General features: G+C 41.4%; 14 protein-coding genes. 10 read left to right on the forward strand and 4 right to left on the reverse strand.

Annotated features, from left to right (window positions below):
- Positions 1-8: 8 nt before the first annotated feature.
- From KZC02_RS01775 to KZC02_RS01790, 4 genes are read right to left on the reverse strand one after another with little or no spacing between them, the layout of a single operon-like run.
- A complete protein-coding gene (locus KZC02_RS01775) occupies positions 9-443 on the reverse strand; it encodes a response regulator (RefSeq protein ID WP_221392526.1) in 435 nt (144 codons plus the stop codon).
- Positions 440-1,864: an ATP-binding protein gene (locus KZC02_RS01780; RefSeq protein ID WP_221392527.1), complete on the reverse strand. Its 1,425-nt coding sequence runs from the start codon at positions 1,862-1,864 to the stop codon at positions 440-442. The genes KZC02_RS01775 and KZC02_RS01780 overlap by 4 nt, the downstream gene beginning before the upstream one ends.
- Before the next feature lie 14 nt (positions 1,865-1,878).
- On the reverse strand, positions 1,879-2,967 hold the full coding sequence (locus KZC02_RS01785; protein ID WP_221392528.1) for a PAS domain S-box protein: 1,089 nt from the start codon (positions 2,965-2,967) through the stop codon (positions 1,879-1,881).
- Positions 2,924-5,749, reverse strand: a complete 2,826-nt coding sequence (locus KZC02_RS01790; protein ID WP_221392529.1) for a PAS domain S-box protein — start codon at positions 5,747-5,749, stop codon at positions 2,924-2,926. Before KZC02_RS01790 ends, KZC02_RS01785 begins: the two co-directional genes overlap by 44 nt.
- Before the next feature lie 462 nt (positions 5,750-6,211).
- Between KZC02_RS01790 and KZC02_RS01795 the strand changes: the two genes are divergently transcribed.
- The 10 genes from KZC02_RS01795 to KZC02_RS01840 all read left to right on the forward strand — a co-directional run bounded on the left by KZC02_RS01795 (position 6,212) and on the right by KZC02_RS01840 (position 14,415).
- The gene (locus tag KZC02_RS01795; RefSeq protein WP_221392530.1) at positions 6,212-6,490 is read left to right on the forward strand and encodes a BON domain-containing protein; all 279 of its coding nucleotides are present in this window, start codon (positions 6,212-6,214) and stop codon (positions 6,488-6,490) included.
- Positions 6,491-7,077: 587 nt separating this feature from the next.
- Positions 7,078-7,662: a DUF4255 domain-containing protein gene (locus KZC02_RS01800; RefSeq protein ID WP_221392531.1), complete on the forward strand. Its 585-nt coding sequence runs from the start codon at positions 7,078-7,080 to the stop codon at positions 7,660-7,662.
- A 12-nt stretch (positions 7,663-7,674) separates the two neighbouring features.
- A complete protein-coding gene (locus KZC02_RS01805; protein WP_221392532.1) occupies positions 7,675-8,439 on the forward strand; it encodes a hypothetical protein in 765 nt (254 codons plus the stop codon).
- A complete protein-coding gene (locus KZC02_RS31360; RefSeq protein WP_229254440.1) occupies positions 8,336-10,333 on the forward strand; it encodes a phage tail sheath C-terminal domain-containing protein in 1,998 nt (665 codons plus the stop codon). Before KZC02_RS01805 ends, KZC02_RS31360 begins: the two co-directional genes overlap by 104 nt.
- Positions 10,334-10,470: 137 nt before the next feature.
- Positions 10,471-10,902 carry a phage tail protein gene (locus KZC02_RS01815; protein ID WP_221392533.1) on the forward strand — a complete coding sequence of 144 codons (432 nt, stop codon included), beginning with the start codon at positions 10,471-10,473 and terminating at the stop codon, positions 10,900-10,902.
- A 33-nt stretch (positions 10,903-10,935) separates the two neighbouring features.
- The gene (locus tag KZC02_RS01820) at positions 10,936-11,439 is read left to right on the forward strand and encodes a phage tail protein (protein WP_221392534.1); all 504 of its coding nucleotides are present in this window, start codon (positions 10,936-10,938) and stop codon (positions 11,437-11,439) included.
- A gap of 5 nt (positions 11,440-11,444) precedes the next feature.
- Positions 11,445-11,615: a DUF5908 family protein gene (locus KZC02_RS01825; RefSeq protein ID WP_221392535.1), complete on the forward strand. Its 171-nt coding sequence runs from the start codon at positions 11,445-11,447 to the stop codon at positions 11,613-11,615.
- Positions 11,615-12,319 carry a LysM peptidoglycan-binding domain-containing protein gene (locus tag KZC02_RS01830; RefSeq protein ID WP_221392536.1) on the forward strand — a complete coding sequence of 235 codons (705 nt, stop codon included), beginning with the start codon at positions 11,615-11,617 and terminating at the stop codon, positions 12,317-12,319. The genes KZC02_RS01825 and KZC02_RS01830 overlap by 1 nt, the downstream gene beginning before the upstream one ends.
- 6 nt (positions 12,320-12,325) lie before the next feature.
- Entirely contained in the window at positions 12,326-14,041 is a 1,716-nt protein-coding gene (gene vgrG, locus KZC02_RS01835) for a type VI secretion system tip protein VgrG (protein ID WP_221392537.1), read from the forward strand.
- An 83-nt stretch (positions 14,042-14,124) separates the two neighbouring features.
- Positions 14,125-14,415, forward strand: coding sequence for a PAAR domain-containing protein (locus KZC02_RS01840; protein WP_221392538.1), 291 nt, complete (start codon positions 14,125-14,127; stop codon positions 14,413-14,415).
- Positions 14,416-14,493: the final 78 nt, after the last annotated feature.

A 14,493-nucleotide genomic window follows, 5' to 3' on the forward strand; every position in this document is an offset into this window, starting at 1 on the left:
TCCATCTTTTACAATTTATGAGAGGGCAGTTTTACAACATTTATAAAAAAGTTTTCAACACTGGCTAATACGGGACCGAAATTTTCGGCATCCACCGGCTTGGTTACATAACAATTTGCATAGTTCCGGTACGCCCGGTTTATGTCCGTATCTGATGATGAAGTTGTAAGCATGACCACAGGAATGTGTTTCAGCTTATGAGAAGCCTTAATATACTGGAGTACTTCGTGCCCGTTTTTTTTTGGCAAATTAATATCCAGAAAAATCAAATCGGGCGAATCCGCCTGAGCGTATGCACCAGTTTTATCAAGCAGGTCAATGGCCTGCCTCCCATCTCTGGCCACAGTAACCCTGGCCGAAAATCTACCTTCTTCCAATGCTTCTGTTGTCAGAAGAATATCGCCTTCATTATCTTCAACCAATAAAATATGTATGTCTTTCATTCTTTTGTTTTTTCAACTGTAAAATAAAAAGTACTTCCTTTTCCCTCTACCGATTCTACCCATATTTTACCACCGAGACTCTCCACAATTTTTTTGGTAATTGCCAATCCCATTCCAGTCCCAGGAAATTCATCTTTATGATGAAGCCTTTGGAAAATGATAAAAATCTTTTCAAAATATTCCGCGTCAATACCAATTCCATTATCTGCTACTGCCATTTTCCAATGATCCGGAAATTCCTTAGCCGTAATTTCTATCACCGGCGGTATGCCTGCTTTAATATATTTCAGGGCATTTCCGATCAGGTTTAACAACACCTGACGAAGCTGCGTTTTATAACTCCCAATAACAGGGAGATTGGTTTTATGGATCACTGCACTTTTTTCCTCGATCTGGTTCATCAGTAAAATTTCAATCTCACTTACTAATTCACTCAGATCGACTTTTTCCAATTTATCATCTGTTCTGCCCACCCTTGAAAATTCCAGCAGGTCCAGGATAATATGGCGCATCCGTTTTGCTCCGTCCACAGCAAAATCAATATATCTTTTACCTTTCTCATCCAGTACATCCTTATATTTTCTTTCAAGCTGGGTCAGAAAGCCCGTGATCATGCGCAGCGGTTCCTGCAAATCGTGTGATGCTACATAAGCGAATTGTTCCAGCTCGGCATTGGACATGGCAAGCTCCTTGGTTTGTTTCTGAAGATTTGCATTCAGTTCGTTCAACCGGATCTCTGTAAGCTTGCGATGTGTAATATCTTTGAAATAGACAGACAAACCGGAGTCAGATGGGAAAGCGCTGATCTCATACCATCTGACCATCGGTTCGTAGTAATCCTCAAACCGCACAACCTGATTGGTTTCAATTGCCTCGGCATATTTATGATATGAATAAGAATTTACACTATCGGCAAAAACCTCCCATAAATTCTGGCCTAACATTTTGTCCTTGTGTGGACCCAACTGTTTTTCAGCCTGGCTGTTCCAGTAAGTCACAATCCACTGCCTGTCCACTGCAAAAAAAGCATCGTCTATACTTTCCAGAATGGTATTTTTTTCTTCAAGTGTTTTAAGCAGTGTCAATTCGGCCACTTTCCGATCGTTGATGTCCTGAATGCTACCATAAAGCCTCCTGCAAGTTCCATTTACGAATTCGCCTTCACCAATTGCCCTTACCCATTTCAAATTGCCTTTGGCTGTTATCATCAGTAATTCCACATCCCAGGGAGTTCCGTAAAGTATACATTCGTCTACTTTTTGTGTAATCAAATCCCTGTGTTTTCCTTCAGGATAAAAGCTTATTCCGGTTTCGATATCAGCCGAATATGATGCATCGACCTCATGTATATTCTGTGTTATTTCGGACCAGTATGAAGTCTCCTTCACCAAATCAATTTCCCAGCTACCCAGACGGGCCATAAGATTGGCTTTGTTCAGGAGTTCTTCCAGTTCCTTTTTTCTGTAATATCCCTTGCAACCGCAAAAATTAATCCCTGCTCAGGAGATGGCGATGCCGTCCACGCAAATCTCTTAATCCTGCCCGATTTGGTATAATACCGATTTTCTATATAATACGTTGCCTCGCTTTTTCCCACATCATTCAGTGCTGTTCCTATCTGGAGTCTATCGTCGGCGTGGACAAAATCTACAATCGGAGTAGATAGTATTTCCTCTTCACTGTATCCCAGCATCTGGCACATAGCAGGATTGATCTTTTTAAAATAACCATCAACCCCCACACTACATATAATATCAGGAGCAAAACGGAAGATCTGGTTCAGGTCATCTTCAAGCTGCTTCCTTTTGATTTCCGCACCGGTATGAATACTCAGACTTTCAAATAAACCTGATAATTTATCCGGGACTGGCTGGTAAGTTACCTGCCCCAAAACAATGGCCCCAATTACCTCTTCATTATAAACGACCGGGATACCATACGCAGTTTTTAGGCCAGCTCTTTCGGCAGCTTTGGCCCGTGGAAATTCAAAGCCCGTATCAGCATTCCAGTATTGTATCTTTTTTGTTTTCCAGGCCGATCCTGGCAGCCCCTCACCTTTACTAAAACTATTTATCTGATGGCTATGTCTGTAAAAATCTTCTGTTATACCCGTTTCAGAAAACGAAGCAACCAGGTTCATCTTTTTTCCGTCAGTACTGATCAGCCAGGCTTCGGCCATGCTGAATTGCCCAAAGACAACAAGCTTTTCAAGCATTTTCTGTAAAGCCGGATTAAGTGCTATCGGCTCATTGAATAATCTGCTGATTTCAACCAAAAGCAATTTTTCAAGCTCTTCATTTTTTCGCTGGGTTACATCACGTTCAACGGATATAAAATGGTTGATATGGCCGTTGTCGTCAGCCACCGGACTGATAGCCATATTGACCCAGAATTCTTCACGGTTCTTTTTATAATTAATAATTGTGATCTCACAGGATTCCAGATTGTTGAGACATTCAGCTAGTTTGTCGAGTTCCTTTCTATCTGTTTTTCTGGCCTTGCAAAATCCTTGGAGTTTTGCCAATTACTTCCTCTGCTGCATAACCGGTCATGAGGGTAAAAGCCCTGTTCACATATATTATTTTCGGTCCGGGTTCATTCAATGGAAATGCTTCAGTGATCATCACCGCATCAGTAGTATTGGTAATAACCGATTCCAATAATTTGAGCCTGTATTCTTCTTCCTTTCTCTTCGAAATATCCTGCATGGAGCCCACCATCCTGATCGCTTTTCCATGATTATCACGAATGATAAACCCTTTATCCGTTACATAAGCGTAACTCTGATCCATTTTCTGGTATCTGTACTCGCTCGTCCATTTTGTTTCCTTGCTATCAAGTGCCTCATAAACCGAATTGACTACCCGTTCAATATCACTCGGATGAACATGGTCGGTCCATGAACTGATATCATTTTTAAGCTCGTTCAGATCATAACCGAAAATGTTATTAAAACCTTCACCCCAATAAATAATTTCTGTTATCAGGTTCCAGTCCCAAATTGCATCAGAGGTAGCTTTGGTAAGATAGTTGTAGCGCAGGTTGCTTTCCTCTAATGACAGCGCCAGTAATTTTTGCGATGTAATATCCTGTAATGTGCCTTCAAATTTTAGCAAATTGCCCCATTTGTCCCTTACCCTTTTACCTGTCTGGGTTACCCACTTAATACTGCCATCTGCCAGAATTATTCTGTGCTCTATATCAAAATCCTTTTCACCATTCAAATACTGGTCTCTTTTGACAGTAAATGTCTCCCTGTCCTCCGGATGAATCATTTCAATAACATTGTCAAAATTGATCTGAAATGAATCTTTGGACACTTCCCAGATATTATACATTTCATCCGACCAGTATAGTCCATCTCCATCCCAGTTACGCTGCCAGGAACCCAGTTTAGCTATTTTTTGGGCATTGATCAGCCTGGCTTCATTCTCCTTCACTTTTTTCAGCGCATCTTCACGCACGGTGACATCATTGGAAACCACGATCAGGCAATCCTTTCCCAGATAGGAATAAAAACTTCTTGAAATTTCTACTTTTATCTGTGTACCGTTTTTCCTTCTGTGTGTGATAATTTCAGTATGATCCGAACTCCTGACTCCATTGCTCTCTGGTTTTGTCCATTTGCTTTCTAATCCCAGATCACCGACGGTCATATTCATGAATTCGTCCCGGCTGAATCCATATTGAGCAATTGCTGCTTCATTCACTTCTAAAATATACCGGCTTTCAAGATCATAGATCCATTTTGGCAGCGGGCTTTCATAAAACAGCAAACGGTATTTCTCCTCTGAACTTGCAATCCGTTTTTGTGCCTGTGCCACATCCGTGACATCACTTATACCCACAAAAACACCGTTTATTTCGTTTAGGTCATTCCATGAAGGCTTGTAATTAACAGAAAATATATGCTCATTTTGGCGGAAATCAGGTAAAATAACTTCCGCTGTTTCAGATTGCCCGGTCAAAACCCTGTCGTAAATGGCTTGTACAACTTCTCTTCTTCCGGGCCGGGCAAAATCAAGAATAAAATCTCCTTTCCATATATCCTGTCCGAAATATTCTTTAAAAAACAGAACAAACTGCTGGTTCAGTGAAACAATCTGAAGGTCTTTATTCAGTAACATAAACCGCTCTTCGGTGTAATTAACCAGCAGGTTCATCTCAAATTCAGCATTCATTCTTTCTGTGGCGTCCCTTGCCACGCAGTAAATAAGCTTTTCCTTTTTATCCCAGCGTGCCGACCAGACAATAGGAACCAGACTGCCATCCTTGCGGATATATTTATTCTGAAAATTGGTCATTTCCAGTCCGGTTTTTATAGCAGCGTTGGTGTAAATAGTTATATTCAGATCATCCGGATAAACGAAGTCCAAATGTGACCGGCCAATTAGTTCAGCTGGTGAATAACCCCATATTCTTTCCGCAGCTGCGCTCACTTTTACAAATTTGCCGGCATCGTCGATGGTACAGATTACATCCAGCGAAGAATCCATGATCTTGCTAAGCTCCTCCTTAGATCGTTGTAATTCGAGCGAAATATCTACTTCTACTGTAATATCCTTGGAAAAGCACGCAGCTCCAAACAATTTGCCATCACGATTGTAGATAGGGTTTAGCGTTACCAAACCATACTCGATCCGGTTTTTAATTGGATTATATACTTTTTCCCTGACAGAAAATTTTTCATCATTAAAAACCCGGCCATAGTATTTTTTCCATTTTTCATTAAGCTCATGCCCCAGTTCATCGCAAAGCACAAAATCACCTTCCGCAATATCTTTTCCCGTTGCAATTTTCATCATTTGTAGATACGCGTGGTTTGCAGTAATAATTCGCATATCCATATCAACGGACCAGACAAGGTCCCGGGTTGCATCAATGAGGTTCTTGCCCAGATCTTCGGGTTCCATTTCGGCCTCATTCATAAAATGCATGATAGCAATGATTTTACCTCCAAGATCCAGAACCGGAACATTTTCCAAAACCATAGAACCGGTGTTCGGGTTCAGGAAGTTTTTAAGAAAACGTCTCTGCAATACCATTTTACAAGGCTGTGCAGTTTTTAATGTTGCAGTGAGTAACTCTGATAAATCCAATAAAATGTCTGGCTCATTAGCCGTAACACAAGTATTATAAAAATCAAAAATGCTTCTGCCAGTCCATAAAGATTCTTCACAACCTGACAAACGAAGGAAGGCATTGTTTGCCTGGGAAATAGTAAATTCCGGACTGTTTGGTAATAAAAGCAAACAGGGCGTGGGAATCGCTCTAAAAATGTTAATATGGTAATTGCTGTCTATCATAACGATAACCAAACCCAGCAGGCATAATAAAAAGTTGGACGCGTTTAATTTTGCAGAGACTTACAACGTATTAATTCTATTAAACTTATAGTATTTATTGCCCAAATCTATGGGTTTTTATTGTCATTTTTGTTATTAATCGTATTTATTCTTCGGAATATTGATTAAACGTTTAGCGTAATAGAGTTGCATTTTAAATTACCTGTTTGGTTATTTCCGTATACAGAAATCTCCCGGAAATTAGTAACTCTTAATCCGTATACGTGATACTTAAATGAACCGGTTCACGCTTTCGCCTGAATGTGAATATTTTAAGATGAAAAGGACAAATTTTTATATAAAGTGGGCATACCTGTCTATTCGTAAAATTTAATACTGTAATTACACAGGTATAAAAGCTTGAAAAAAACATTTTTTTTATTAATTTTATATGATTGAATGTAACAATTTTTAACGAGCGTTATGATAGCAAAAAGTAGATTTCAACAGTCAGGCGATTGCAATTATGAATCTCTGACAACCGACAGGGACCTTGAACTGAAAGTGCAGAATGCCATTCATAGAAATGCTATGATTGACAGCGAAAAGATCAGGATCTGGGTTTCAGGAAGACGTGTATATCTGGAAGGAAAGGTAAGGTCTGAAAGCGAAAGATATCTGGCACAGGAATGCATATCAGATATTTTCGGTATCAGAAACATTATCAATTACATTACTTTTTCCAGAAGTTATAGCTATTGACCTAAAAATCAATAGTTTGAGTGAGAGAGCGCAGTATTTTACTGCAACCATGAAGATTAAAATTGTTTCTGCCCCTGCTTGTGAGTTTTGGAATAAAGCTCGGAATTGTAATTTAATATCATTGTCAACGGAATTGAACATATATTAATTCTTATAACCCTTAGGAGTATATGTTCAATTCCGTTAGCCTTACCTGATCCCACTACCTTATTAATCTCACCCTGATATAGGAATTCTAAAAGCGATACAAAATAAGAAATCCCGGAGCCCGTTTGAATCTCTTCAATGGATTTGAACGGGCTTTACCGTTAGCTAATAGGAATCCGTAAAAACACGTGTTTTTAAAATCAGGTAATTTTACGCTAAAATAGAATGCAGTCTACAAATATATTTGTAATGTCATAAAGTAATTACAACCACTCCTTTTAGAAGTAAATAATAAGAATAACCCCAAACAGCTATTGCCAATAAAAGCAACGGTCGCCTGAAAAATTTTTATTACGTTTATACTATAACGTTATATACATAACGAGTGTGCGTTTTTGTGCCAGTATATATTAATTCCGGCTTTATAAATTCGTGAAATTATGTCTGTTGTTCAGTCCCTTTTTGCAAAGACACTTGATTTATTGACCAAAGAAGCCAATTTATATATTTCGGGGACTAATAATCGCCCGATTGACCTGGGAAATGTAGCCATGCTCAACGATGGCAACAGTTTTTCGACATTTCCGAATGGCGTTATACTTTCCCTGGTAAATGTGGAAGAAGATAAAATGCTTAAAAATCCGGAAAATTTCGTTCGCCGCAACAATCAGATTTTTTATAAAAACCCGGTTCAGCATTTCAATCTGACACTCCTGTTTGCCGCTTATAATCAGGAAAATACGCCGGATAACTACAAATCTGCACTATTTAACCTGGAAGCAGTAATCCGGTTTTTTCAGCAGAAATCAGTGTTTTCAGCGGAAAATACGACCGGGCTTGACGCGGGAATTGATAAAGTGATCTTAGATCTGGTGAGTTTAAATATCGAACAAACACATCAGTTGTGGTCGTCGCTGGGTGGGCACTATTTGCCTTCTGTTGTGTTCCGGATGCGGCTGATCTCCATAGAGGAAGTTCAGGAAACCCTTGGAACGGTGATAAAAGAGATTCAATTATACGATTAAAAACATATAAATGTGCTCACTATAACCAAATACCGCATTTTATTCAGCATTCAGGTGGCACTGGAAAAACCAACAGCCGTCTCTGCGGATAAGATGCTGCTGGGCGAAAGTTTTACGATAAGGGCCCCGATTGCAACGCAGGTTTTGCTGACAGGGCAACGGATTGCGCACAGAGTAATGGGTAACAGGTGGACGGTGTTTTTGGAAGTACAGCCCGGGGATGATACAGAAATACCCAAACGATTTGTCAAAAATGAACCAAAAATAAAATTACCGGACCCGACATTACTACGTTTTTTTCTGGAACCGGTTAATGTTAATATTCTGAATGAAACGAACCTGAAAACTATAATCCCTTTAAATGGTGAGGTATTTTATTTCAGTAATAAATCGGGCAAAAAGTTAGGTTCCCGCCTGTTTTTAAACCAGAACGATGTAAATGGAATCGGTAATACTGACAGAAAAACCAAAGCGGAAATTGGACTGGGTAATTCAGAAAACCCTTTTGGTGTGATTGATATTTGGCATGATCCGGCTACGGTACCAGCAGACTTTCAACTGTTTGACCCTGCTTTTATCAGTAATGAAGATCTTTTTTTGAGTTATTTTTCAAGAAAGCGTAATATACTTAAAACGGAATACAACCATGAATTACAGAACCCCCGGCGTGTATGTGGAAGAAATTTCCATTTTTCCGCCATCGGTAGCACAAGTAGATACTGCGATTCCCGCATTTATTGGCTACACCGAAAAAGCACAGCTATTACAGCCTGGTGATCTGCTCAATGTTGCCCAGGAAGTAAATTCTTTTGCAGAGTTCAATCTGTATTTCGGATTTGGCCCGCCCGTAAATTATACCAGTATAGAAATAGATGCTACCAACGGGGTTTCCAAAATCAATTCCAAAAATATGTATTACCTCTATGATAGCATGCAGCTTTTCTATGCAAATGGAGGTGGTAAATGTTTTATTATATCGGTAGGCTTATATCCAAAAGCAGTGGATAAAGCTGATTTTGATGCTGGAATTCAGGCTTTGCGAAAAAAGGATGATCCTACCATGATCGTTTTTCCGGATGCTGTGGCATTGGCCACACCCGATTTTCACGCGCTGCAGCAATCCGCATTGGTTGAATGCGGAGATGTAAATACACGTGTGGACGTAAACCGTTTTGCTGTATTGGATTTGCAGGAAGGTGCCACGGATCTTGACTGGCAAAATGGCGTAAATGCTTTCCGTGACAGTATAGGTATTAATAATCTGAAATATGGTGCCGTATATACGCCATGGCTAAAAGCAATTCTGACCAAAACAGTTAGTTACCGGGATCTGATTGATACCAGTGTGGCAGCTTTTCCAAGTAAACTGCAAAGATCAGGATCAGGAATTAACGTTGCCATAATGGATTTGGCAAGCAGTTATTCAGCAGCAGATAAAGCCAATATCCTGGCTCAGCTTACAAGCCTGAACAATGCAGTGTCTGACGCACTTACCATCCAGTCCGACTTCAATACGGTCAAAATTTCAACCTCAGAATTTGGCCGTTTAACGGACAGCCTGACTTCAAAGACTACGGTTGCTGCTAAGCTTCCTGATCTGGTTGCCATTTTTGATTATCTGTACACTTTTGCCGATCTGCTGCAAAAGTATACCGTAGCAGCCAATATCAAAACAGTTGCTCTAAATACACAGGCGGCAGGAATTATTACAGGAATTCAGCCGCAATATGTAAAGCTGATCAGCCATGATAAGGGTGCTGATGCCGTGGCAGCCTTTGGCGCTTCGTTTACAAGGTTTGACGCTGCTGCCCATGCAACCAATACCCATCCCAACTGGGCCACTATTTTTGGAGCCGGGTCACCAGCTGCACTGGACACTATTTTCAACAATGCCACTGCAACAACGGATCCGATCCGGATGGCACAAATGATGGCTTCAATACCGATGCTTCGGGAAGTATTTGATTCGGTTTACGTTGGGTTGGCTACTTTAAAAACAGCCGCTGAAACGAATGAAACTACGTTACAAAAAGCGCTATTTGACGGGTTTCCAGGATTAAACAATATAGTAACTGCCCTGAAACGTTCATCTACCACAGTTCCTCCGAGTGGTGCAATGGCTGGTATTTACAGTTATGTAGATGGCAACCGCGGCGTATGGAAAGCACCAGCGAATGTTAGCCTCAATTCGGTTAGTGCTGTAACTGTGGAAATTGACGACAAAAAACAGGAAACGCTGAATGTACATGATACAGGAAAATCTATTAATGTGATCAGGAAATTTACAGGCCGGGGTATCATAGTCTGGGGTGCACGCACGCTGGCTGGTAACGATAACGAGTGGAGATATGTACCTGTACGCCGGTTTTATAACATGGTTGAAGAATCGGTTAAAAAGGCCTGTCTGCAATTTGTATTTGAGGCTAATGACGCCAATACCTGGGTAAAGGTTCGTTCCATGATTGAAAATTACCTGAACACACTCTGGCGGCAGGGCGCACTGGCTGGCGCAAAGTCAGAACAGGCTTATTATGTGCGGGTTGGACTTGGCACTACCATGACGTTCCAGGATGTTCTGGAAGGTAAAATGATTGTCAGGATTGCCATGGCACCTGTTCGTCCGGCCGAATTTATCATACTTGAGTTTTCGCAGAAACAGCAGGAATCTTAGACGTGTAGAGTTCAAAGTTTAATGTACTTAGGCTTCGCATGATGCACAGTTCATGGTATAGTTGCCCGGGTACCTGATCATATTGGAGCCGAAAGTTTTCATTTTATGCAACAACCAATTAATTATAACAATCAATCATGGCAGAATATCCACTTCCCAAGTTTCATTTTCGTGTAGAATGGGGCGGGGCGAAAATAGGCTTTACCGAAGTAAGCGGACTGGAAGTTAGTACCGATGTAATCGAATATCGGGATGGTTTCAGTCCGGTTTACAGTAAGATAAAAATGCCGGGAATGCAAAAATACGGCAATATCACAATGAAACGAGGCACATTTGCTGGTGATAATAGTTTTTACGACTGGTGGAATTCAGTTAGCCTGAACACCATTGACCGCCGTCCGCTCACCATTTCACTGCTGAATGAAAAACACGATCCTGTCGTAGTCTGGAAAGTACAGAATGCATTTCCTGTGAAAGTGACTTCTACTGACCTGAAAGCAGACGGGAATGAAGTAGCTATTGAAACACTTGAAGTCGCACACGAAGGACTAACGATCCAGAACGAGTAACGCCTTTTTTCAAACTTTAAATCCGGTTGTATCATGTTCGATTACCCTGCGGTTGGTTTTCATTTTATGGTGGCTTTTGAATTATTTCCCCAAACCCCGAATGACTTTCGTTTTCAGGAAGTATCCGGACTGGATGTATCAATTGAGATGGAATCGGTGAAAGAAGGCGGACAAAACCGTTACACACACCAGTTGCCGGTTCGTACCAGTTATACTGATATTACACTTAAACGGGGCATGTTCTTTGGTTCCGGCATTACTTTCTGGTGCAAACAGGCCATCGAAGATTTTATCTTTCAGCCAACCAACATACTGATCTCATTGCTGAACGCCGATCATATTCCACTTCAGTCGTGGTATATTGTCAATGCTGTTCCAAAACGCTGGCAGGTTTCGAACTTTAATGCAGAGGAAAATTCGGTTGTGATAGAATCTCTTACGCTTTCATACAGCTACTTTAATTATATCGGTATTGAAAGTATCATCGGTGCAGGACTTTCGGCGGCAGGTTCAATAAGCGGATCCATTAGTTTTTAGTAAAAATGCTGGAAATAAGAGAGTTACATATCAAAGCGGTGGTCCGTTCTGAAAGCACCAAACCGGTGATCCAACAGAAAACGGCCAATATAGACGTAGCAAAGCTTAAGCAGGAAGTGATTGCAACGTGCACTGAACGGGTTTTACAGAAAATCAAACAAAAATCTGAACGCTGATGTTTGAAAGTTTCATGGGTAAGATCGAAAAAATGAAGATTCAGGCGTATACTGATGCTACATTTAATTCGAAATCGGGTGAGCCGCTAACGGTTCAGATCAACCCTGAAAATTATACCCGGCAATTGAAAATTATACATTGCGAAAACCAGACTCCCGGTTCAACGGGTGCTGATCTGGCTTTTGTACGGATCAATCCGGAAGAACTGCATTTTGATTTTTTGTTTGACAGTACAGGTGTCATCAAAGAAACGTCCTTGCTGCCAACCATAATTAATCCGTTTGCTGAAATAAATGATGTTGTTTCAGAAGTGGAAGCTTTTGTATCCGGCATTTATGACAGTACGATTCACCGGAGCAAATATCTGGAAATACTGTGGGGAACGCTTGCTTTCAAATGTGTACTGACGGCGCTGGACATTGAATATAAGTTATTTAAACCCGATGGCAAGCCGATCCGGGCTTTGGCAAAAGGGACTTTCAAAGAATTCAAACCGCAAAAACAACGCCTGGCAGAGGAAAACCGCCAGTCGCCCGATATAACGCACCGCAGGACCTTCAAAGAAAGTGACCGGTTTACGTTGCTGGCCGAGAAAATTTATACATCGGACAAGTATTACATAGACGCAGCCAAAGCCAATAACCTGACCAGTTTTCGAAAAATACGTACAGGTTCTGATTTGTATTTTCCACCAGTTAAGTAAACGAAAATGTCTGAAGTTGTCATTCCGCAATCCGATCTGGTAAGTCTCGTCATGAAAATTGATGGAACGGAAATCGCTGAACAATATCAGCTGCTAAGCGTAGAAACGAGTAAGGAAATCAATAAAATCCCTACTGCCAGGCTTAGCGTACAGCAAGGTGATGTACTGGCTTCGGGCAAATTCCCGACTGATGATCCCGACCTTTTCCAGCCTGGTAAGGAAGTGGAACTTCAAATGGGTTTTCATCACGAAACTGTTACTATTTTTAAAGGAATAATAACGCGATGCGAAAATGCGACAACGGGTTCAGACACAGTATCGCAGCTTGTAATTGAATGTAAAGACCAGGCTTTCAGGATGACAGCACCACCTAAAAACCGTCATTTCCGAAATGTAACAGACAGTGATATTACCGAAACCCTTGCACAGGAAAATGAAATTACAGAAACAGAAATAGAAAGTTCAGCTATTACCCATGAAGAAATAACACAGAATAATCAGTCTGACTGGGATTTTGCAGTCTCACGGCTGGATTCTACCGGCATGTTTTGCTGCGTTTCGGACAATGTTTTTATTACCAAATCTTTACCCCGGAGTTTGTCTGATGGTGACGTGGTTGAAACATTTGCTTACGGAGAAAATATATTTGAATTACAGGCAGATACGGATGCCCGGACCCAGCCACAAAGTGTACGCGTTCGTACATGGAATCCTGCCACTCAAAGCGTTCAGGAAACGACTGCCAATGACCCTGCCGAAGCCGGACAAGGTGGAAACGTAGATGCGGGAACACTCAGCGCGGCAGCAGGATCACAAACACTGGACATTACCCACAGCGGAAGCATGACCCAGGAAGAGCAGCAGGCCATAGCTGATGCCCGGTTGCTAAAAAGCAGGCTTTCCAGGATCCGAGGACATTTTAAAACGTATGGAAATACAAGTGTTAAAGTCGGTGATATAATAAAAATGCAGCGTATTGGTTCAAGATTTGACGGTAATCATCTTGTGTCGTCCATCAAACAAACGCATGAAAATGGCTGCTGGGAAACTGAGATACATTTTGGACTTGCATCAGAACAGTTTTTTTCTGAAACGGTAAATCCACATCAGCCCCAGGCAACTGCAACAGGCGCTATGCCGTCGGTGCAAGGCCTGCAAATCGGAGTTGTAACACAGATTGACGGCGATCCTGAACACCGTGTAAAAGTCAGGTTTCCCTTAGTGAATGATTCAGATGATGGAATATGGGCACGTATCAGCACGCTCGATGCGGGCAATGGACGCGGTACTTTTTTCCGTCCTGAAAAAGATGATGAAGTGATTCTTGCATTTATCAATAACGATATCCGGAATCCGGTGATACTGGGTATGCTTCATAGTTCGGCATTGGCACCACCTGTTACACCTGCCACTGCCAATAATGAAAAAGGCTATGTTTCCAGAGACGGGGGTATAAAAATGATTTTTGATGACGACGCAACCGCTTTCAAGGTTGAAACAAAAGCAGGAAAAAAGCTAACAATTTCGGATAAGGACAAAAAGGTATTGATTGAGGACGAAACCGGCAACAAAATAACGTTTGAGACGTCGGGTGTAACGATTGAAAGTGCATCCAACCTGACTGTAAAAGCAGGCGCAACACTTTCACTGGAAGGTGTGAGTGTAGCCCTGAAAGGAAGCGCAATGGTTGAAATTAACGGTGCATTGGTGAAGATAAACTAAGGTTTTGAATGATGCTTTATTTTAAAGTTATCTCAGCGTCCACTTTGAACTCTAACTTTTTAACTCTTAACTCTTACCTAAAAATGCCACCAGCCGCACGAATAACCGATATGCATGTTTGCCCGATGTCCGACGGGCCAAAGCCGCACGTTGGCGGACCGATTTTACCAGCCGGAGCACCCACTGTTTTAATTGGCAGTTTGCCGGCAGCCCGTGTGGGTGATATGTGTTTGTGTGTAGGCCCACCGGATGTGATTGTAAAAGGATCAGGAACCGTATTGATCGGTGGAATGCCCGCTGCACGTTTAGGCGATACCACAGCACACGGAGGCAGCATTGCCGCAGGTTTTCCAACAGTGATGATTGGAGGATAGTTTTAGGCTGTTAGCATCTTGCTATCCACATTTGGTTTTCAATAACCGCAATACGTTTGATGAAGGTATTTCGCACAT

It is taken from the genome of Dyadobacter sp. NIV53 (assembly GCF_019711195.1).
Lineage (GTDB): Bacteria > Bacteroidota > Bacteroidia > Cytophagales > Spirosomataceae > Dyadobacter.